General features: G+C 63.0%; 22 protein-coding genes. 14 read left to right on the forward strand and 8 right to left on the reverse strand.

Going from position 1 to position 18,758, the window contains the following annotated elements; all coding sequences use genetic code 11:
• The first annotated feature begins 401 nt into the window (after nt 1-401).
• The 6 genes from pstS (at nt 402) to phoB (ending at nt 5,604) form a co-directional block, all read left to right on the forward strand.
• Nucleotides 402-1,457 (forward strand): phosphate ABC transporter substrate-binding protein PstS, encoded by a 1,056-nt coding sequence (gene pstS / locus JG746_RS07410; protein WP_202357557.1) that lies wholly within the window; start codon nt 402-404, stop codon nt 1,455-1,457.
• A 66-nt stretch (nt 1,458-1,523) separates the two neighbouring features.
• Entirely contained in the window at nt 1,524-2,507 is a 984-nt protein-coding gene (gene pstC, locus JG746_RS07415) for a phosphate ABC transporter permease subunit PstC (protein ID WP_202357558.1), read from the forward strand.
• Between the two features lie 3 nt (nt 2,508-2,510).
• Nucleotides 2,511-3,362 carry a phosphate ABC transporter permease PstA gene (gene pstA, locus JG746_RS07420; protein ID WP_095201300.1) on the forward strand — a complete coding sequence of 284 codons (852 nt, stop codon included), beginning with the start codon at nt 2,511-2,513 and terminating at the stop codon, nt 3,360-3,362.
• Nucleotides 3,359-4,162: a phosphate ABC transporter ATP-binding protein PstB gene (pstB, locus tag JG746_RS07425; protein WP_202357559.1), complete on the forward strand. Its 804-nt coding sequence runs from the start codon at nt 3,359-3,361 to the stop codon at nt 4,160-4,162. The genes pstA and pstB overlap by 4 nt, the downstream gene beginning before the upstream one ends.
• 25 nt (nt 4,163-4,187) lie before the next feature.
• Nucleotides 4,188-4,895: a phosphate signaling complex protein PhoU gene (gene phoU, locus JG746_RS07430; protein WP_202357560.1), complete on the forward strand. Its 708-nt coding sequence runs from the start codon at nt 4,188-4,190 to the stop codon at nt 4,893-4,895.
• 19 nt (nt 4,896-4,914) lie between these two features.
• Complete coding sequence (gene phoB / locus JG746_RS07435; protein ID WP_010911896.1) at nt 4,915-5,604, forward strand: phosphate regulon transcriptional regulator PhoB; 690 nt, start codon at nt 4,915-4,917, stop codon at nt 5,602-5,604.
• Nucleotides 5,605-5,616: 12 nt separating this feature from the next.
• Here phoB and JG746_RS07440 read toward each other — a convergent pair whose 3' ends face one another.
• Nucleotides 5,617-6,867: an ROK family protein gene (locus JG746_RS07440; RefSeq protein ID WP_202357561.1), complete on the reverse strand. Its 1,251-nt coding sequence runs from the start codon at nt 6,865-6,867 to the stop codon at nt 5,617-5,619.
• A 269-nt stretch (nt 6,868-7,136) separates the two neighbouring features.
• Here JG746_RS07440 and xylF point away from each other — a divergent pair, with 269 nt between their 5' ends.
• The 4 genes from xylF to JG746_RS07460 all read left to right on the forward strand — a co-directional run bounded on the left by xylF (nt 7,137) and on the right by JG746_RS07460 (nt 12,288).
• Nucleotides 7,137-8,177: a D-xylose ABC transporter substrate-binding protein gene (gene xylF / locus JG746_RS07445; protein ID WP_202357562.1), complete on the forward strand. Its 1,041-nt coding sequence runs from the start codon at nt 7,137-7,139 to the stop codon at nt 8,175-8,177.
• Between the two features lie 145 nt (nt 8,178-8,322).
• Nucleotides 8,323-9,654 (forward strand): sugar ABC transporter permease, encoded by a 1,332-nt coding sequence (locus JG746_RS07450; RefSeq protein WP_202357563.1) that lies wholly within the window; start codon nt 8,323-8,325, stop codon nt 9,652-9,654.
• Nucleotides 9,655-9,668: 14 nt separating this feature from the next.
• Entirely contained in the window at nt 9,669-10,493 is an 825-nt protein-coding gene (locus JG746_RS07455) for an ATP-binding cassette domain-containing protein (RefSeq protein WP_202357564.1), read from the forward strand.
• A 154-nt stretch (nt 10,494-10,647) separates the two neighbouring features.
• On the forward strand, nt 10,648-12,288 hold the full coding sequence (locus JG746_RS07460; protein WP_202357565.1) for a CHASE domain-containing protein: 1,641 nt from the start codon (nt 10,648-10,650) through the stop codon (nt 12,286-12,288).
• Between the two features lie 94 nt (nt 12,289-12,382).
• Here the strand turns inward: JG746_RS07460 and JG746_RS07465 are convergent, their stop codons facing one another.
• The 6 genes from JG746_RS07465 to JG746_RS07490 form a co-directional block, all read right to left on the reverse strand.
• On the reverse strand, nt 12,383-12,628 hold the full coding sequence (locus JG746_RS07465) for a YMGG-like glycine zipper-containing protein (RefSeq protein WP_019861598.1): 246 nt from the start codon (nt 12,626-12,628) through the stop codon (nt 12,383-12,385).
• Between the two features lie 83 nt (nt 12,629-12,711).
• The gene (locus tag JG746_RS07470; protein ID WP_202357566.1) at nt 12,712-13,038 is read right to left on the reverse strand and encodes a hypothetical protein; all 327 of its coding nucleotides are present in this window, start codon (nt 13,036-13,038) and stop codon (nt 12,712-12,714) included.
• A 131-nt stretch (nt 13,039-13,169) separates the two neighbouring features.
• Complete coding sequence (locus tag JG746_RS07475) at nt 13,170-13,346, reverse strand: hypothetical protein (protein ID WP_202357567.1); 177 nt, start codon at nt 13,344-13,346, stop codon at nt 13,170-13,172.
• A gap of 176 nt (nt 13,347-13,522) precedes the next feature.
• Complete coding sequence (locus JG746_RS07480) at nt 13,523-14,557, reverse strand: sensor histidine kinase (RefSeq protein ID WP_202357568.1); 1,035 nt, start codon at nt 14,555-14,557, stop codon at nt 13,523-13,525.
• A gap of 188 nt (nt 14,558-14,745) precedes the next feature.
• Nucleotides 14,746-14,910 carry a DUF1328 domain-containing protein gene (locus JG746_RS07485; RefSeq protein ID WP_027031438.1) on the reverse strand — a complete coding sequence of 55 codons (165 nt, stop codon included), beginning with the start codon at nt 14,908-14,910 and terminating at the stop codon, nt 14,746-14,748.
• 206 nt (nt 14,911-15,116) lie between these two features.
• Nucleotides 15,117-15,911 carry a response regulator gene (locus JG746_RS07490; RefSeq protein ID WP_064990804.1) on the reverse strand — a complete coding sequence of 265 codons (795 nt, stop codon included), beginning with the start codon at nt 15,909-15,911 and terminating at the stop codon, nt 15,117-15,119.
• A gap of 221 nt (nt 15,912-16,132) precedes the next feature.
• Here JG746_RS07490 and JG746_RS07495 point away from each other — a divergent pair, with 221 nt between their 5' ends.
• On the forward strand, nt 16,133-16,336 hold the full coding sequence (locus JG746_RS07495) for a NepR family anti-sigma factor (protein WP_202357569.1): 204 nt from the start codon (nt 16,133-16,135) through the stop codon (nt 16,334-16,336).
• Between the two features lie 3 nt (nt 16,337-16,339).
• Nucleotides 16,340-16,891, forward strand: a complete 552-nt coding sequence (locus JG746_RS07500; protein WP_010911883.1) for an RNA polymerase sigma factor — start codon at nt 16,340-16,342, stop codon at nt 16,889-16,891.
• A 36-nt stretch (nt 16,892-16,927) separates the two neighbouring features.
• Here the strand turns inward: JG746_RS07500 and JG746_RS07505 are convergent, their stop codons facing one another.
• Entirely contained in the window at nt 16,928-17,377 is a 450-nt protein-coding gene (locus JG746_RS07505) for a response regulator (protein ID WP_446721191.1), read from the reverse strand.
• A gap of 80 nt (nt 17,378-17,457) precedes the next feature.
• Between JG746_RS07505 and JG746_RS07510 the strand changes: the two genes are divergently transcribed.
• Both JG746_RS07510 and JG746_RS07515 read left to right on the forward strand, forming a co-directional pair.
• Nucleotides 17,458-18,219 (forward strand): Crp/Fnr family transcriptional regulator, encoded by a 762-nt coding sequence (locus tag JG746_RS07510; protein WP_202357570.1) that lies wholly within the window; start codon nt 17,458-17,460, stop codon nt 18,217-18,219.
• A 209-nt stretch (nt 18,220-18,428) separates the two neighbouring features.
• On the forward strand, nt 18,429-18,755 hold the full coding sequence (locus JG746_RS07515) for a DUF883 family protein (RefSeq protein ID WP_202357571.1): 327 nt from the start codon (nt 18,429-18,431) through the stop codon (nt 18,753-18,755).
• Nucleotides 18,756-18,758 lie beyond the last annotated feature (3 nt).

Here is an 18,758-nt window from a genome sequence, read left to right on the forward strand (position 1 = left end):
TAGCCAAATCGAATTCCGCCCTTGCAGTTACGGGCGGGAGCAGCGACCGCCGGCAACAAACAGCGTCAACCTACCCCAACGGACCTGTTTTTGGCGATGGCCCGGCCATGACACGCTCTGGCCTTGAGCAACGCGCTCCCGCCCGGATTTTCTTCATCCGAGAAAGCCCCGTCGAATCCGGCGGCGGCTCCGGCCGGTGGATGGCTCAAGCCCCTGATTTCGGGTGCAAACTCGGATCAGGTCACGGCCATCCGACGCCACCACCTTTTCCAGTGCCGGCGACGCGTTACCGGGCTGACACGAAACTGTCATGCGACTGTTATAATCCATCGCTATTGGCCTCAGCGGGCGCTGCTTAGGAATGGCGCCGAGAGACCATCTTCCGAACAGGAGCAGGCCACATGAGACATTTCATCCGCTCGGCGGCCGTTGCGATCGCAATGGCTACAGCGTCTACCTTCACCCTTTCCGCAGCCATCGCAGCTGACCTTTCCGGCGCGGGCTCGACCTTCATCTATCCGGTGTTCGCCAAGTGGGCCGACACCTACAAGAAGGACACCGGCATCGGCCTCAACTACCAGTCGATCGGCTCCGGCGGCGGCATCAAGCAGGTCATCGCCAAGACCGTGACCTTCGGCGCCACCGACAAGCCGATGTCCGATGCCGATCTGGAAAAGAACGGCCTCGTGCAGTTCCCGATGGTGATGGGCGGCATCGTGCCGATCGTCAACCTCCAGGGCGTGAAGCCGGGCGAACTGGTCCTCGACGGCAAGACGCTCGCCCAGATCTACCTCGGCGCCATCACCACCTGGGACGATGCCGCTATCAAGGCGCTGAACCCCAGCCTCACCCTGCCGTCGACCGCGATCGCCGTCGTGCATCGTTCGGACGGCTCGGGCACCACCTTCAACTTCACCAACTATCTGGTGAAGCTCTCGCCCGACTGGAAGGACAAGGTTGGTTCGGACACCGCCGTCGAATGGCCGACGGGCGTCGGCGCCAAGGGCAGCGAAGGCGTTGCCAACACCGTCAAGCAGACGGATGGCGGCATCGGCTACGTCGAATACGCCTATGCCAAGCAGAACAACCTGTCCTACTCCAAGATGCTGAATGCAGCCGGCAAGGTCGTCGAGCCGTCGCTGGAGTCCTTCGGCGCTGCCGCTTCGAATGCCGACTTCAAGACTGCCAAGAACTTCAACGTCATCATCACCAACGAGCCCGGCGACACCACCTGGCCGATCGCTGCCTCGACCTGGGTCTTGATCCACAAAGCTCCGGATGATGCCGCTGCCACCGGCGAAGCCCTGAAGTTCTTTGCCTGGGCCTACAAGGACGGCAAGGAAACCGCCAAGGCGCTCGACTATGTCTCGATCCCCGACAGCGTCGTCGACCTGATCAAGGCTTCTTGGAAGGCCGACATCCAGGCCGGCGGCAAGCCCGTCTACGCCGGCGAGTAACATCCTCCAAAGGAGCGCCGCGCCCGCGGCGCTCCTTTTCCTTCAACTGAAAGAGCCGAGCTTGACATGAGCGCTGTCCAGGAAGCCTTGCCAGCCGTTAGAAGTTCGCGCGACGCCACCGTTCGACGGTTCGCGCTGACCGATTCGATCTTCCACGGAATGACCCGCGCCGCTGCCATATTGGTGCTGGTCCTGCTCGGCGGCGTAGCGATCTCGCTGGTAGCCGGTTCCTGGCAAGCCCTGTCGACCTTCGGCTTCTCCTTCCTGACCAGCGAGAGCTGGAACCCGGTGACGGAGAAGTTCGGTGCGCTGGCGCCGATCTACGGCACCATCATCACCTCGGCCATCGCCATCCTGATCGCCGTGCCGCTCGGCATCGGCATCGCCATCTTTCTCACCGAGCTTTGCCCGCGCCCGCTGCGGCGCCCGATCGGCATGGCGGTGGAATTGCTGGCCGGCATCCCGTCGATCATCTACGGCATCTGGGGCCTGTTCGTGCTGGCGCCGTTCCTGCAGACGACGGTGCAGCCCTTCATCATCAGCGTGTTCCACGGCGTTCCGGGCCTCAACGGCCTGTTCGCCGGTCCCCCCTATGGTATCGGCCTGCTGACCTCGGCGATGATCCTGGCCATCATGATCCTGCCGTTCATCACCTCGATCACCAAGGACGTCTTCGATACGGTGCCGTCGGTGCTGAAGGAATCGGCCTATGGCATCGGCTGCACGACCTGGGAGGTCACGCGCCGGGTCGTCATTCCCTATACCCGCATCGGCATCATGGGCGGCGTCATGCTGGCTCTGGGCCGCGCGCTCGGCGAAACCATGGCGGTGACCTTCGTCATCGGCAACGCGCACCGCATCTCGACGTCGCTGTTCGCGCCGGCAACGACCATCTCGGCGACGATCGCCAACGAATTCACCGAAGCCGTCGGCGATCTCTACACCTCCTCGCTGGTCGCGCTCGGCCTGATCCTGTTCGTTATCACCTTCCTGATCCTTGCCATCGCACGCTACATGCTGATGCGCATCGATGCCCGCACGGGAGCCTGACCGATGTCGACAGCCGCATCGCTTCACCAAAGCCGCAAGCGCAAGAATGGCGTGATGATGACGCTGTGCGTCGTCGCGGCCGGCATCGGCCTTGCCTGGCTGGCGCTGATCCTTGGCGCCTTGCTCTACAAGGGCCTGGCCGGCGTCTCGCTCTCGGTCTTCACGGAAATGACGCCGCCGCCCGGCGATGCCGGCGGCCTGCTCAACGCGATCTACGGCAGCATCGTGATGACCATCATCGGCATCATCGTCGGCACGCCGATCGGCGTGCTGGCCGGCACCTACATGGCCGAATACGGCCGCTTCTCGAAGCTCACCACGGTGGTGCGCTTCATCAACGACATTCTTCTGTCGGCGCCGTCGATCATCATCGGACTGTTCGTCTATGAGCTGATGGTGCGGCCGATGGGGCATTTCTCGGCGATCGCCGGTGCCGTGGCACTTGCCATCCTGGTCATCCCCGTCGTCGTGCGCACCACCGAGGACATGCTCAACCTGGTGCCGAACGCCTTGCGCGAAGCGGGCACCGCGATCGGCGCGCCGCGCTGGGTGGTCATCCGCTCGGTTGCCTATCGCGCCGCGCTTTCGGGCATCGTCACCGGCATATTGCTGGCGATCGCGCGCATCTCCGGCGAGACCGCACCGCTTCTTTTCACGGCGCTGAACAACCAGTTCTGGTCGAGCAATCTCAACGCGCCGATGGCCAGCCTGCCTGTCACCATCTTCCAGTTCGCTCTCAGTCCCTATGAGGAATGGCAGCAGCTGGCCTGGACCGGCGCACTCATCATCACATTGACGGTTCTCGCGCTCAGCATCTTTGCGCGCAGCCTGACCGGACGCAGAGAGGACAAATGAGCCAGATGTTGTCTCCAGACATGACGATCGCCGCCGAGGCGGTGACCAAGGCCAAGATCGAGGTCAAGAACCTCAACTTCTACTACGGCCAGTCGAAGGCGCTGAAGGACATCACGCTGTCGCTGCCCGAGCGCAGCGTCACCGCCTTCATCGGCCCTTCGGGTTGCGGAAAGTCGACGCTGCTGCGCGTCTTCAACCGCATCTACGAGCTCTATCCCAAGCAGACCGCCGAGGGCCAGGTGCTGCTCGACGGCCAGAACATTCTCGACCGCTCGCAGGATCTCAACCTGCTGCGCACCAAGATCGGCATGGTGTTCCAGAAGCCGACACCGTTCCCGATGTCGATCTACGAGAACATCGCTTTCGGCGTCAGGCTCTATGAGAAGATCAGCAAGGCCGAGATGGACGGCCGTGTCGAGCAGGCGCTGAAGCGCGCGGCGCTGTGGACCGAGGTCAAGGACAAGCTCAACGCCAGCGGCCTCAGCCTGTCGGGCGGCCAGCAGCAGCGGCTGTGCATCGCCCGCACCGTGGCGGTGAAGCCGGAAGTCATCCTGCTCGACGAGCCGGCCTCGGCGCTCGACCCGCTGTCGACCGCCAAGATCGAGGAACTGATCGACGAGCTGCAGGCCGACTACACGATCGTCATCGTCACCCACAACATGCAGCAGGCCGCGCGCGTGTCGAAGCAGACGGCCTTCATGTATCTGGGCGAACTGGTCGAATTCGACAAAACCGAGAAGATCTTCACGTCGCCTCGCGAGAAGCGCACGCAAGACTACATCACCGGCCGCTTCGGCTGATCGCACGCATACGAGGACCAGGATCATGGCCGAACACACAGTCGCAGCCTTCGACGAGGATCTCGGACAGATCAGCAGGCTGATCAGCGACATGGGCGATCTCGCCGGCTCGATGGTCGGCGGCGCCACCAAGGCGCTGCTGAATTCCGACAATGCGCTCGCCCAGCGCGTGGTCTCCGACGACGCCATCATGGATGCGCGCCAGCGCGAGCTCGACGACCGCGCCATCACGCTGATCGCCAAGCGCCAGCCTATGGCCGACGATCTGCGTCATGTCGTGGGCTCGATCCGCATGGCCGGCGATCTCGAACGCATCGGCGACCTTGCCAAGAACATTGCCAAGCGCGTCGGCACCGTCGGCCTCAGCTCCACGCCGCGCGACCTGTCGCATTCCATCGACGCCATGGCGCAGCTGGTGCTGATCCAGGTGCAGGGCGTGATCGAGGAATATGCGGCGCGCGATGCCGCCGCACTGGCGAAGCTGCGCGCCGACGACGAACGCATCGACGTCAAATACACCTCCGTCTTCCGCGAACTGCTGACCTATATGATGGAGGATCCGCGCAACATCACGGCCTGCACGCATCTGTTGTTCTGCGCCAAGAATCTCGAACGCATCGGCGACCATGTGACCAACATCGCCGAGAACGCGTACTATGTCCTGACCGGCACGCAACTGCCCGCCAACCGTCCAAAGCAGGACGAGACGGCGATGTCGGCGCCGGCGGCCTGAGCGCAGGGGTAACCAAGCGATGATCGCACCACGCATCATGGTGGTGGAGGACGAGGAGCCGCTCGGCGTGCTCCTCCGCTACAATCTGGAATCGGAAGGTTATCAGGTCGAGGTGGTGACACGCGGCGACGAAGCCGAAATCCGCCTGCAGGAGAACGTGCCCGACCTCCTGGTGCTCGACTGGATGGTGCCGGCGGTGTCCGGCATCGAACTCTGCCGGCGCCTGCGGATGCGGCCCGAGACCGAGCGGCTGCCGATCATCATGCTGACCGCGCGGGGCGAAGAAAGCGACCGTGTGCGTGGGCTGTCCACCGGCGCCGACGACTATCTGGTCAAGCCGTTCTCGACGCCGGAATTCATGGCTCGCGTCAAGGCGCTGCTGCGCCGCGCCAAGCCGGAAGTGCTGTCCAGCGTGCTCAAGGTCGGCGACATCGTGCTCGACCGCGAATCGCACCGGGTCTATCGCAAGAAGAGCGAGATCCGGCTCGGACCGACCGAATTCCGCCTGCTCGAATTCATGATGCGCCACCCCGGCCGCGTGTTCTCGCGCAGCCAACTGCTCGACAATGTCTGGGGCGAGACGATCTACATCGACGAACGCACTGTCGACGTGCATGTCGGCCGGCTGCGCAAGGCGGTCAACAATGGCCGCATGCCGGATGTCATCCGCACCATTCGCGGCGCTGGCTACGCGATCAGGGAAGATTGAAAGCGACCTGATTCAGGCGACGTTTTTCTTGGCGGCAAGGCCCGCTTTCGTTTGCACGCCCGGCGCGAAAATCTCCTGGTCGACGAAGGTCAGCGCGCGCATGGCACAGCCTTCGCGGATCAGCGGCAGCTCGTTCGGCTCGGTGTCGAAGGAGATCGATTTCGAGTGCTGGCCGCCAGCGGTCTGGGCGATCGCCTCGCGCAGTGCCGGCTCGATCAGGTCGAAGGCGGCGGCGCTGACGCCGACCATGGCGACGGGCGCGGGATCGATCAGCGCGAACAGGCTGCCGAGGCCGTAGCCAAGTGCCTCGCCGGCCTTGCGGTAGGCTTCGCGCTCGGGCCCGTCCCGTTCGCGTGCCGTGGCGGCCAATGCCCGCATCTGCGCGTCGCTGACATCGGCCACCGGCTCGGTGTCCTCGCTGAGCTGCCTGGCGTTGCGCCAGATGGCATAGTTGCCGGCATAAGCCTCGACGCAGCCACGGCGGCCGCAGCGGCAGAGCGCGCCGCCCGGCCGATGGATCATGTGGCCGAACTCGCCGCCCGAGGAATGGGTGCCGGTGAACAGCTCGCCCTTCAGCACCAGCCCCATGCCGATGCCGTGCGACAAAAGGATGGCGATGAAGTCGTCGCGGTAGCGCTCGGGATCGCGCCAGCGCAGCGCCACCGCCATCATGTTGCAGTCGTTTTCCATGGTGGCGGGGATGCCGAACTCGGCTTCGAGTATGTCGGCGAAGGCGATGTCGGTCTGCGGCGTGATCGGCGACCAGAGCATCGCCCGGGCTTCGGTGTCGGTGATGCCCTGGATCGCCAGCGCGATGCGGGCGACGCTGCGTACGTCGATGTCGGGATCCTCGAGCCGCCGTCGCACGATTGCCGTGCATTCGCCGATCAGCGCTTCGCGCGACATGGTCAGCGTGTCCAGCCGGCGCTGTTCCTCCGATATCACCTGGCCGGCATAGTCGATGACGGCGACGGAGAGGAAATTCAGCGACAGCACCACGGTCATGACAGCCGCGGCCTCCGGGTTGAGGCCAAGGCCGACCTGCGGCCTGCCGCGTTTGAGCGCGCCGGCCTCGCTCGGCTTGCCCTCGGCCAGGATGCCTTCACCGATCAGGTCGGAGGAAATCGCCGATATGGTCGAATGGCTGAGGCCGGTGGTCGCCGCGATCTCGGTGCGCGAAGGCCGGCCGGCCCGGCGCACGGCCGTGATCACCATGGCGCGGTTGCGCCGGCGCAGATCGTCGTGACGGATTCCGACCGACATGTTTTTCCATATCCTCCCGGTCGCCGCGGCTCCTCCGGTCCCTCGAACGCCGCGCGACACGGTCAAATACTGGCAGAAGCGGCCCGTCCTGTCATTTATTTATTCCGAGGCTCGAAAAAAATTCGGAAGGGCATCAAAATCCATCAGAATCGTTGTTGACAGCGTTCCGGTGTTAGACCAGTGTTTTTTCGAGGCTCGAAAAAATAGAGCCTCTGTGCCGGCCTTAGGGCCAGTTTGGTCGCGCCATACGCGGCGCAGGGAGGAATATTATGAAGAGATTCACAACCGCCATCCTGGCGGGTGTCGCCATGTCGCTGACGCTTGCGTCGGTCGCGCAGGCGAAGGACAAGGTCATCGGCGTTTCGTGGTCCAACTTCCAGGAAGAGCGCTGGAAGACCGACGAGGCCGCCATGAAGAAGGCCATCGAGGCCGCCGGCGACAAGTACATTTCCGCTGACGCGCAGTCCAATCCCGGAAAGCAGCTCACCGATGTCGAAAGCCTGATCTCGCAGGGCGCCAATTCGCTGATCATCCTGGCGCAGGATGCCTCGGCCATCGGCCCGGCCGTGCAGAAGGCGCTGGACGAAGGCATTCCGGTCGTCGGCTATGACCGCCTGATCGAGAACAAGGACGTCTTCTACCTGACCTTCGACAACAAGGAAGTCGGTCGCCTGCAGGCGAGCGCGGTGTTCAAGGCCAAGCCGGAAGGCAACTATGTCTTCATCAAGGGCTCGGGCGCCGATCCGAATGCCGACTTCCTGTTCGCGGGCTCGATGGAAGTGCTGAAGGCTGCCATCGACAGCGGCAAGATCAAGAATGTCGGCGAGGCCTATACGGACGGCTGGCTGCCCGCCAACGCCCAGAAGAACATGGAGCAGTTCCTGACCGCCAACGACAACAAGGTCGACGCGGTGGTCGCGGCCAATGACGGCACCGCCGGCGGCGTCGTCGCGGCGCTGACGGCGCAGGGTCTTGCCGGCACCGTGCCGGTTTCGGGCCAGGACGGCGACCATGCCGCGCTGAACCGCATCGCGCTCGGCACCCAGACCGTGTCGGTGTGGAAGGACGCGCGCGAACTCGGCAAGAATGCCGCCGAGATCGCCTCGCAGCTGGCCGACGGCAAGAAGATGACCGACATCGCCGGTGTGAAGGACTTCACGACGCCTGGCGGCAACACCGTCAAGTCGCTGTTCCTGACCCCGGTCGCCATCACCAAGGACAATCTCAACGTCGTCATCGACGCCGGCTGGATCAAGAAGGACGAAGTCTGCGCGGGCGTCGCCGCCGGCAGCGTCGCCGCCTGCAACTAAACGGCGCAAGATTGTTCGACATCGACGCCGCGGCCCAAAAGCCGCGGCGTTTTCCCAAGGGCTTCCCGCTTCAAATGACCGCGGAAAGCAAATAGCATCCATGTTCCGGCACCCGCGCCAGACGGTAAACCGGTGGGAGGATAGCATGACCGACACGACCTCTAATCAACCGGTCGGCAGCACTGCAGCGGACAGGGCGCGTGCATCCGAACTCAGCGCCGTTGGGCGGTTCCTCAAGGCGACCGAACTCGACACGCGCATGCTCGGCATGGTCGGCGCGCTGTTGATCATCTGGGTCGGCATCCATGTCCTGTCGGGCGGGCTTTTCCTGACGCCGCGCAATCTGTGGAACCTGTCGGTGCAGACCTCGTCGGTCGCGATCATGGCGACCGGTATGGTGCTGGTCATCGTCATGCGCAACATCGACCTCTCGGTCGGATCCGTCGAAGGCGTGATCGGCATGATCATGGGCGTGGCGCAGGCCGAATTCCTCATCCGCGTCGTCGGTTTCCAGCTTGGAAATCCCTGGCTCTGGATCATCGCGCTGGCCGCCGGCGTGGCGCTCGGTCTCCTGATCGGCGCATTCCAGGGCTTCATCATCGCCTATATGGAGGTTCCGGCCTTCATCGTGACGCTGGGCGGCCTGCTCGTCTGGCGCGGCATGGCATGGCTGATCACCAGCGGGCGCACGGTCGCGCCGCTCGACACAACCTTCCAGCTGATGGGCGGCGGACCACGCGGCTCGATCGGCGCCACCGCCAGCTGGATCGTCGGTGTCGTCGCCTGCGTGGCGGTCGCCTTCATGCTGCTCAACGGCAGGTCGCAGCGCAAGCGGTTCCACTTTCCGCTGCGCCCCGTCTGGGCCGAGACCTTGCTTGGCGTGGTTGCCTGCGCCGCTATCCTTGGCGCGGTCTGGATCGCCAATTCCTATCCATGGCCGATCGGCATCGTGCGCCAGTACGCCCAGCAGAACGGCATCACCGTTCCCGAAGGCGGGCTGTACATCGCGCATGGCATTGCCATACCGGTGCTGATGGCGGTGGCCGTGGGCATCATCATGACCTTCATCACCAAGCGCACGCGTTTCGGCCGCTATGTCTTTGCCATTGGCGGCAATCCGGAGGCGGCTGAACTTGCCGGCATCAACACGCGCTGGGTGACCATGAAGGTGTTCATGATCATGGGCGTGCTGGCCGCGATCAGCGCCGCGATCTCGTCGGCACGCCTCAACGCGTCGACCAATGCGCTGGGCACGCTGGACGAACTCCTGGTCATCGCCGCCGCCGTCATCGGCGGCACGTCGCTCGCCGGCGGCGCCGGCACGGTGATGGGCGCCATGCTGGGCGCGCTTCTGATGCAGTCATTGCAGTCGGGCATGGTGCTGCTCGGCATCGACTCGCCGCTGCAGAGCATCGTCGTCGGCGCCGTGCTGGTCATCGCCGTGTGGCTCGACACCGTCTATCGCAAGCGGGTTTAGGGGGAGAAACGATCATGACCGACAAAATCGCTCCCGCAACTGCCCCAACAAATGCCGCCGCGGGCACGCCGCTGATCGACATGCGCAACATCTCGATCGCCTTCGGCGGCATCCGCGCCGTCGACGATGCCTCGATCGATCTTTTCCCCGGTGAGGTCGTGGCGCTGCTCGGCCACAACGGCGCCGGCAAATCGACGCTGATCAAGATCCTGTCCGGCGCCTACAAGCGCGATGCCGGCCAGATCTTCGTCAATGGCGAGGAGGCTTCGATCTCCAACCCGCGCGACGCCAAGAAATACGGCATCGAGACTATCTACCAGACGCTCGCTTTGGCCGACAATGTCGACGCCGCCGCCAATCTGTTCCTCGGCCGCGAGCTGATGACCGGCTGGGGCACGCTCGACGACGTTGCCATGGAGGCCGAGGCGCGCAAGGTGATGGGGCGGCTCAATCCGCGCTTCCAGCGCTTCAAGGAGCCGGTGATCAAGCTGTCGGGCGGCCAGCGGCAGTCGGTGGCGATCGCGCGCGCGATCCTGTTCAACGCCCGCATCCTGATCATGGACGAGCCGACGGCTGCCCTTGGTCCGCAGGAGACGGCGCAGGTGGGAGAACTGGTCAAGCAGCTCAAATCCGATGGCATCGGCATCTTCCTGATCAGCCACGACATCCACGATGTGTTCGAACTGGCCGACCGGGTCTGCGTGATGAAGAACGGCCAGGTCGTCGGCACTGCGCGCACCACCGATGTCACCCAGGACGAGGTGCTCGGCATGATCATCCTGGGCAAATGTCCTCCGGGCGCCATTCCCGGGCCTGGCGCGCTGAAAATCGCCGCCTGAGGCCCCGCGCCGGCGGCCCGGTATCGGCTTGACCGGCATGGCCGGTTGCCGCCCACGTGATATGCCAGTGATCGCGATGGCTTGGCCTTGCCATTGTGTTGGCCTGACGACTTGCCCATAAAGGTCCGGTATTGCTCATGGGCCGCATCATCCGTTGAAGAAGCTTTTTCCAATCGTCGCGTTCATCGCTGTTGCGCTGATCAGCATGACCATGGCGGGATTCGCCTATTTCGCGACGCAGGAGGCCTCCCGCATCAAGTTCGAAGCGGCCGCCGACGATGCCCTCAACCGGATCGAGAGCCGCATCGACCTGCATCTGTCGCTGCTGCGGTCGACTCAGGCCCTGTTCGACGCCCGCAATGGCGATATCTCGCAGACAGAGTTCAAGGCGTTCTTCAACGCGCTGGATGTCGACAACAATTTCGCCGGCCTGCGCGGCATCGGGTTCCTCGGGCTGGTCAAGACGGGTGACGAGGCGGCGCTCGAACGCGACATCCTCCACGATTTTGGCGTCAGCCATCCGATCTATCCTGGAACCACGCAGCCCTGGCGCGCGCCCATCGTGCTCTTCGAGCCGCTGGATCCGTCCAACCAGGCCAGCATCGGTTATGACATGTTCAGCGAACCGGCGCGGCGCGCGGCGATCGAGCAGGCGATGGCCGATGACCAGCAGCACGCGAGCGGGCTGGTGCAGCTGGGCCAGGGCACGGGTGCCACGCAGACCTTCCCCGGCTTCCTCGTCTTCGTGCGGCTCAACGTCGAGACTGCGCCGGAGGTCATCAACGCATCGCGATCCTCGACCGCGGGCTTTCTCTACGCCGCCTTCCGGGCCCGCGACCTGTTCCAGATCGCACTCAGCCGCGCGCCGTTGCTGCCGGTCAACACCGAGATCTATGACGGCGCGGCGGACAGCGGCAATCTCTTGTTCCGGTCGGAGACGCCTCCTGCCTCGGCCTTTGGCGATCGGCTGCTCGTCACCCGCAAGATCACGGTGGCCGGCCGCCCATGGACGGTGCTGTTCCGGCCGACCAGCGCCTTCTCGCAGCCGTCGTCGCGCGCCATCCCGGTGATGCTGGGGCTGTTTGGCCTGCTCGCGGCGGGCGCCATCGCACTGGTGGCGCGTTACCAGGAGCGAGCCTATGAGGCGGCGTCACGCCTGCACGAGACGACCGAAAAAAGCCTGCTCGAAAAAGACCTGATGCTGCAGGAGATGAAGCATCGCATCAAGAATTCGATCACAAGAGTGCTGGCGATAGCGCGGCAGACGGCGTCGCGGGCGACGGACGTCAACGAGTTTTCGGCGTCTTTTTCGGCCAGGCTGCAGGCGATGGCGGCGTCCCAGGACATGCTGACGCGCTCGCGCTGGCAGAAAGCCGATCTCGCCGACCTGCTGCGCATCGAGCTTGGCCAGGTGTTCGGCAAGGATCTGCCCGAGGGGTTGCTGTCGGGACCGGAGGTGCTGCTCGACGAGACCACGACGCAGGCGCTCGGCCTGACCTTCCACGAGCTGGCGACCAATGCGCTGAAATATGGCGAAGCCGGCAATTCCGCCAATTCGCTCAGGAGCGACTGGGCGCTCAAGGTCGAATGGTCGGTGGAAGGGCGCGGGCGGGAACGGACGCTGGCGCTGCACTGGCTGGAGGCCGGGAAGAAAAAAGTCGAGGCGCCGGTCGAGACCGGATTCGGCACCAAGCTGATCGACCTCAACGTCACGCGCGAACTGCGCGGCACGATCAAGCGCGATTTTCAGGCCGATGGTCTGAAGGTGGAAATCAGAATTCCGCTGACAGGCTGACGGCGAACAGTCAGGCTGACAGGGCACGCCCATACGTGCAAAATCCGGAGGCCGGCGGACCGGCCTCCGGATCGAAGTTTCGACTATCGCCGAATCAGTTGCAGCGCGCCGTGTAGATCCGGCCGCGATGATCGCGATACTGGCAATAGCCATTGCGCAGGTTGCGCACCAGCAGGCCGGAACCGGCACCGACGGCCGCACCGATCAGCGCGCCCTTGCCGCCGCCGACCAGACCGCCGATACCGGCGCCAATCAAGCCGCCGCCAACCACGTCCTGTTCGGTCGAGGTGCAGCCGCTGAGAGCGGCGACCGCAACCATGGCAATAATCATCTTCCGCATAGAGTCACTCCTCACTTTGTGTCCACACTTTGGTAAGCTCCAGCAGCCATTTAGCACGAAATAACGGCCTTTGCTGCTCCAATTTATTGTTGGCTAAGGTAGTCCTTTTCTGGGCGCGTTGCATTCGATGCCATGACGAGGCTGGAAATGGCAAGAGAGGCGTCGAGGCTGCCGTCGGGACGCACATTCCAGACGACCTGATCGTAGTCATCCTCAAGCGCGGGATCGACAGCAAGGCATCTGGCGACGATATGCTGCGCCTGTCCCTGCACGTCGCCCATGGCAAAGGGGCGTTCGGCGGTGCATTCGTCGGCGGTTTCGAAAATGCTCACGGGCACCTGCAACTCGCGACAATCGGTCATCGAGTTGCTGCAGCCGATGACAAGCAACAATGCGGCGATGTGTTCCATGGCGACATGTCCTCTCGCCACAACAACGGCCCATTACGGTCAAAAGTTCCTGAGCGGTCGGGGGGGCATGCGAATAATGCCGGCGCTGCAAGCGGTTGACGGCACGCACTCTCGCCAGCAGGGGATTTCGGTCAGGTCAGCTGGAACAGCGCGACGAGGAGAATGGTCGAGGCCGCCGCCAGGACGATGCCCCACAGCAATGTGTGACGCGGCGAGGTAAGCGGTTCCGCGGATGCTTCTGGATCATGGAATTCGCCCATCGAAACACGGGCGGCCTGTTCCAGTCTGTTCATGTCGGCGACCGTCAAGCATTCCTCCCACACCGTACCGCGACTTGGCGGATTGCAGCGGTATCTGGGTAAAACAGCATCCGCTCCTATGGTGAACAGCCGGTTAAGGATCTTTGCTTGCAGCCGGAGCCGGATGATGTCAGGCGGGATCCACCTAAGATATGAATCCGCCTCTAAATCAGAGGGATAGCTGCTCACTGCGTCTCGAAATTGCTGTGCGGGACGACAAGACGGTATTCGAGGCGACCGTCCGCGATGTCGAGGCTTGCGGTTCCGCTCAGGGAGGCCGGCACCACCCGCTCGAGCGCGACGCTGCCGAAACGCTTTTGGCTCCCCCGACCGCCATTGGTTCCAATGGCTTCGGCCCATGTCAGCGACAGGGCAACCTCGCCAGTGGCGGCGGCGTTGAGATTGGCGGTCACTTCGACGAATCCATCCGGCCGGGACAGGGCGCCATAGCTGACCGAGTTGACGGCAAGCTCATGCATCGCCAGGCCGATATGCAGCGCGGCATTGGGATTGAGATAGGGGTTGGCGCCCCGCAGACGAAGGCTGTGCGATGTGTTCGTCCCATAGCGACCGACCTGGCTCGTCACCAGTTCATGAAGGGCCGCACCTCGCCAGTTGGAGGATGTCACCAGATCCTGCGAGGAGGAGAGCGACTGCAGCCGGCCCCGAAAGCGCGTGAGGAAGTCGCCGATGCCGTCTGAGTAGCGGCCGGTCTGGGTCGCGATGCTCTGGATGATCGCCAGGAGATTCTTCGAGCGGTGGCTGACCTCGCGAAGCAATGATGTCAGCGTCTGTTCACGCCGCTTCTGCTCCGTCGTTTCTACCATGGTGGTGACGACACCTTGCACGTCGCCGGCGTCGCCCCGGTCGGCATCGATCCAAACCTGAAACCAGCGGACGCCGTTTTCGACCGGAACACTGATTTCAAGGCGCTCTGGGTTGCCTGTGGCGACCACATCGCGCTTGGCGGTGCTGATGCGGTCGGCCTGCGCTGTCGGCAGGATGCCATTGCCGTCGGAATTGTCCGAAATCCAGGGCGCGCGCATGTTGCGGGCCCAGACGGTTTTCAACTCGCGATCCTGATAGAGGACGGAAATGCCGGCATTGTGCAGCGCGTGGAGAAGAGCCCGGCCTAGCTGCATGCCACTTTCCGCCGGATGCAGGGCGATGACTTCCTCGCTCCGTGCGCCGTCCGTCCTATCTGCAGTCTTGGAACGCATCGGTTGATCTGTCCACCCAACTCAGGCTGAACGGCTCACTGCGAAATGGGTTCCCAATGAAATTTCCGCGGAATCCGTCCCCTAAAACGGTCCGCCGGACGGTGTCTGTTTGAAGGACACCGTCCGGCGGTGGCTGGAAACCGTTTGAGGGGTGCGGCTTCCAGTGTTCGCTCGAGTAGGATTCGCCCTCACGCCCGTTTGAACAGGCCGGCCAGTAGCGAAATGACCAGGAAGGCGAGAAAGATGAAGAACAATATCTGCGCTATGCCAGCGGATGTGCCGGCGATGCCGCCGAAACCAAGCGCGCCGGCAATGATCGCCACGACGAGAAATACGAGCGCCCAGTAAAGCATGGTTCATCTCCTTCCGAATGCTGCAGGGAAAACGTGGGTGGGTGCGGTTTGTTCCACCCTTTGCCGAAAAAGGCGATGCTTGCAAACCGTTAGAGGCAAAGCGCCTCAAAATTCGCGACGGATGGCTCCGGTTGCCAAAAGGCCGCCCGGCGCATTGCATCGGGCGGCCTTTGGGTTCGGCCTTTCAGGCTGGAAAGGCAGCAGCCCTACGCGGCGGCCTTGGCCTGACGGTCGAAGAACAGCGCCTGGCTGATCAGTGCCTTGACCATGTCGGGATTGAACGGCTTGGTCACCAGGAAGGCCGGTTCAGGGCGTTCGCCGGTCAGGAGGCGTTCGGGAAAAGCAGTGATGAAGATTACCGGCACCGAAGTTGACGACAGGATCTCGTTGACCGCCTCGATGCCCGAACTTCCGTCGGCGAGCTGGATGTCGGCCAGCACCATCTTCGGTCGCGTCTTGCCGAACATCGTCACCGCTTCGGCGTGCGTGCGCGCCGTTCCAACGACACGATGACCGAGGCTCTCGACCATCTCCTCTATGTCCATGGCGATCAGCGGTTCGTCCTCGATGATGAGCACATCGGTCGCCACCTGGCGGGAAATCTCGTTGCTTGCCTGGGCAAGCAGCTCGGAGAACTGCTGGTCGCCGACGTCGAGGATCTCGGCCGCCTCGTCCTCGCTGAAACCTTCGACGGCAACCAGCAGGAAGGCCTGGCGCGGCAGGGGCGCGATGGCGTTGAGATTGGCGGCGGCGCGCTGTTCCCACGCCGATTGAGCCTGCTCCTGCGGCACGCGGATGGCGACGGACGTGAAGAGTTTGGCGAAAACCTTGTAGAGGGCGATACGGTCGCTCGATGCCTCGGGGAAGATGTCGACATCGGCGATGATGGCCTCAAGCATCGCAGCGACCAGCGCGTCGCCGCTCTCTTGCGATCCCGAGACAGCGCGCGAGAAGCGGCGCAGGAACGGCAGGTGCGGCGCGATGGTGGCGGATAAACTCATGATAAGACGTCTCCCTCAGTGTGACGCGATTGCTTGGTTACAGGTCAAGCTGATTGCAAGCCCCGCTAATACAACGCGGGTTTTCTCAGAAAGTTCCAGCCGATATGGAACGAAAAGGCGGGAACGGCGTTTGATGTGGGGATGGGCAACCAGACGAGGGTGCCGCTTGCCTTGTGTTGAGTTGAGTCAGAGCGGCCTAGTGCTGGGAATATAAGGGCGAAATGAAGGACATGACGAAAGATATTTTGGCTGGCGCCGAGGGCAGGCGCCGGAACGGTGTCGGCGACCCGCTCGGGCCGAACTCCGAAATCGGACGCAAACTCAAACAATATTATGACGAGCTGGTCTCCGACGATGTGCCGGATCGCTTTTCCCAACTGCTCAGCCAGTTGGAACAGGCCGAACCCGCACAGAAGAAGGACTGAGTCATGGCAGCGGTCTCCCAAGGCTTCAAGACCGATCTGCTTGGGGCAATCCCGAGCTTGCGGGCCTTTGCCGTGTCGTTGACGCAGAATGCCGACAAGGCCGACGACCTCGTTCAGGAGACACTGGTCAAGGCCTGGGACAAGCATGAGAGCTTCCAGCCCGGCACCAACCTCAAGGCATGGCTTTTCACCATCCTGCGCAATGAATTCTATTCGCAGATGCGCAAACGCGGCCGCGAGGTGCAGGACAGCGACGGCATCATGACGGCGAGGCTCGCGGTGCATCCGGCCCAGCACGGCCAGCTCGATCTCAAGGATTTTCGTGGCGCTCTCGAGCAGTTGCCGGAAGACCAGCGCGAGGCCATCATTCTCATCGGCGCATCGGGCTTCTCCTATGAAGAAGCCGCCGAAATCTGCGGTTGCGCGGTCGGAACGATCAAGAGCCGCGTCAGCAGGGCACGTACGCGCCTGCAGGAGATTCTCAAGATTTCCGGCGAGGACGAATATGGTCCCGATGCGATCTCGGCCCAGGTGACGGGGACAGCGGCGCATTGACGTGGATCCGGGTCCCTGACTCGGATCGATCTCAGTTCACCCCGGAGAGCCGCGTCCATAGGCCATCGCCACCGCTTCGACGAGATCCTCGCCTGAATAGGGTTTGGTGACCAGCCTCACGCCTGGAAAGGATGCCTTGATCTCGTCCGCATCGGAATAGCCGGAGGCGAACACGAAAGGCACGCCTGTTTCACGCAGGCCGGCGGCGAATTCGAGCGTCGAGGTGCCGCCCAGCATCAGATCGACGATGGCCGCGTCGAATTGCGTTGCGACCTTTCCGCCATCGATCTCGGCCAGGTCGCGGGCAACCACCACCTCGCCGGCCCCGTGGTCGCGGCAGAGCTGCTCGACATCCATGGCGATGAGGAATTCGTCCTCCAGGACAAGAATTCGCAATCCGTCAAGCAAATGGGGCACGGGCAATCGCTCCTTGAAACGCCGGGAGTCATGATCGCAATTCGGCGTGCTGTCATTTAAAAAAGACATGCCTTCTACTCCGGAACTCCCGACCCGGCAAAACGTTTAAAAATGCCTGCTGACCGGCAGGCTTTCGAAGAGGGGTCGAAATGCCAGGCCAGAATGGGCGCGCCTTATCCAGCCGACAGCATCCTTGCGAGAAATGTCCTTTGCGGCCATTGCCGGTTTTCAGAGAGTTCGAAAAGCAGGAACTGGCCTTCATCAGCACCTTCAAGAAGGGGGAACTGGCGGTCGACAAGGGCGCCACGGTCCTGGTGGAAGGCAGCCACAGCGCCCATCTCTACACCGTGCTGTCCGGCTGGGCTTTCCGCTACAAGCTGTTGCCGGACGGCCGCCGGCAGATCCTCAACTATCTCATGCCTGGCGATCTCATCGGCCTGCAAGGCAGCGTCATGGGGGAAATGCAGCATTCCGTCGAAGCCCTGTCGCCAATGCTGCTTTGCGTCTTCGAGCGCGACAGTCTGCACGAGCTCTACCGCAACCATCCTGGTCTCGCCTATGACATCACCTGGATCGCGTCGCGCGAAGAACGCATGCTGGATGAGAACCTGCTCAGTGTCGGCCGCCGCAGCGCGATCGAGCGCGCCGCCTATCTGATTGCCTTCATCGGCAGCCGCGCCAAGGTCGTGGGGCTGAACGGCAAGCAATCGATCCAGATTCCGATCACGCAACAACATATCGCCGACACGCTTGGCCTTTCGCTGGTTCATACCAACAAGACGATCCGCAAACTGATGGACCGCAACCTGGTCCTCTGGCGGGATGGTGGTTGCGAGGTTGTCGATGCGGAAGGCCTCAAGCAACTCGCCGGCTGGGAAGGGCTGGGCGAGGGACGTCGCCCCCTGATCTGACGAAAGCGCCTCTCGACATAGGCGATTGGTGCGTACGTACGTGTTTTCGGCTATCTCTTTGTTTTGACGCAACTCCCAAGGGAAGTGCTACCTACTTTTCCCGGGAAAACCGTTTCACACTTCTCCTGGAGTTGCTCTAGTTTGTCCCGATGCCGGAACCTTGAGACGCAAGGCGCGTTTGAAATCGAGCAATCACAAGGAGTTAAGCAATGGCAACCGCCGCAGGAAAGACCGCCAACGACGCGCGGGCGAATTCGGACCTCGAAGCCGACATCAGGCAGCTGAAGGCCGATATCGACAAGCTCACCAAGCAGTTGGCCAAGACCGGTGAACATGGCTATGGCACTGCCCGCCGCGCGGCCACCGAGGGCGTCGAGCAATTGCGCGCACAGGGCGAGGCCGCGTTTGACAGTCTGCGCGGCAGCGCCAAGGACATCGAGGCGCAGTTGCTGGCGAATGTCCGCGAGAAGCCGGTGACGTCGCTGGCCATCGCCGCCGGCGTCGGCTTCCTCTTCGCGCTGCTCGCGCGTCGCTAGTTC

The organism is Mesorhizobium sp. 113-3-3, assembly GCF_016756495.1.
Taxonomy (GTDB): domain Bacteria; phylum Pseudomonadota; class Alphaproteobacteria; order Rhizobiales; family Rhizobiaceae; genus Mesorhizobium.

What these genes read in the sequence shown, in the direction of transcription:
- JG746_RS07455 (WP_202357564.1), top strand. Translation starts at nt 9,669, where the DNA reads ATGACCGACAAAATCGCTCCCGCAACTGCCCCAACAAATGCCGCCGCG.
- JG746_RS07510 (WP_202357570.1), top strand. Translation starts at nt 17,458, where the DNA reads ATGCCAGGCCAGAATGGGCGCGCCTTATCCAGCCGACAGCATCCTTGC.
- pstC (WP_202357558.1), top strand. Translation starts at nt 1,524, where the DNA reads ATGAGCGCTGTCCAGGAAGCCTTGCCAGCCGTTAGAAGTTCGCGCGAC.
- xylF (WP_202357562.1), top strand. Translation starts at nt 7,137, where the DNA reads ATGAAGAGATTCACAACCGCCATCCTGGCGGGTGTCGCCATGTCGCTG.
- pstB (WP_202357559.1), top strand. Translation starts at nt 3,359, where the DNA reads ATGAGCCAGATGTTGTCTCCAGACATGACGATCGCCGCCGAGGCGGTG.
- JG746_RS07450 (WP_202357563.1), top strand. Translation starts at nt 8,323, where the DNA reads ATGACCGACACGACCTCTAATCAACCGGTCGGCAGCACTGCAGCGGAC.
- phoU (WP_202357560.1), top strand. Translation starts at nt 4,188, where the DNA reads ATGGCCGAACACACAGTCGCAGCCTTCGACGAGGATCTCGGACAGATC.
- JG746_RS07440 (WP_202357561.1), bottom strand. Translation starts at nt 6,867, where the DNA reads ATGTCGGTCGGAATCCGTCACGACGATCTGCGCCGGCGCAACCGCGCC.
- pstS (WP_202357557.1), top strand. Translation starts at nt 402, where the DNA reads ATGAGACATTTCATCCGCTCGGCGGCCGTTGCGATCGCAATGGCTACA.
- JG746_RS07490 (WP_064990804.1), bottom strand. Translation starts at nt 15,911, where the DNA reads ATGAGTTTATCCGCCACCATCGCGCCGCACCTGCCGTTCCTGCGCCGC.
- JG746_RS07505 (WP_446721191.1), bottom strand. Translation starts at nt 17,377, where the DNA reads ATGTCTTTTTTAAATGACAGCACGCCGAATTGCGATCATGACTCCCGG.
- phoB (WP_010911896.1), top strand. Translation starts at nt 4,915, where the DNA reads ATGATCGCACCACGCATCATGGTGGTGGAGGACGAGGAGCCGCTCGGC.
- JG746_RS07465 (WP_019861598.1), bottom strand. Translation starts at nt 12,628, where the DNA reads ATGCGGAAGATGATTATTGCCATGGTTGCGGTCGCCGCTCTCAGCGGC.
- JG746_RS07485 (WP_027031438.1), bottom strand. Translation starts at nt 14,910, where the DNA reads ATGCTTTACTGGGCGCTCGTATTTCTCGTCGTGGCGATCATTGCCGGC.
- JG746_RS07500 (WP_010911883.1), top strand. Translation starts at nt 16,340, where the DNA reads ATGGCAGCGGTCTCCCAAGGCTTCAAGACCGATCTGCTTGGGGCAATC.
- JG746_RS07480 (WP_202357568.1), bottom strand. Translation starts at nt 14,557, where the DNA reads ATGCGTTCCAAGACTGCAGATAGGACGGACGGCGCACGGAGCGAGGAA.
- JG746_RS07495 (WP_202357569.1), top strand. Translation starts at nt 16,133, where the DNA reads ATGAAGGACATGACGAAAGATATTTTGGCTGGCGCCGAGGGCAGGCGC.
- pstA (WP_095201300.1), top strand. Translation starts at nt 2,511, where the DNA reads ATGTCGACAGCCGCATCGCTTCACCAAAGCCGCAAGCGCAAGAATGGC.
- JG746_RS07515 (WP_202357571.1), top strand. Translation starts at nt 18,429, where the DNA reads ATGGCAACCGCCGCAGGAAAGACCGCCAACGACGCGCGGGCGAATTCG.
- JG746_RS07470 (WP_202357566.1), bottom strand. Translation starts at nt 13,038, where the DNA reads ATGGAACACATCGCCGCATTGTTGCTTGTCATCGGCTGCAGCAACTCG.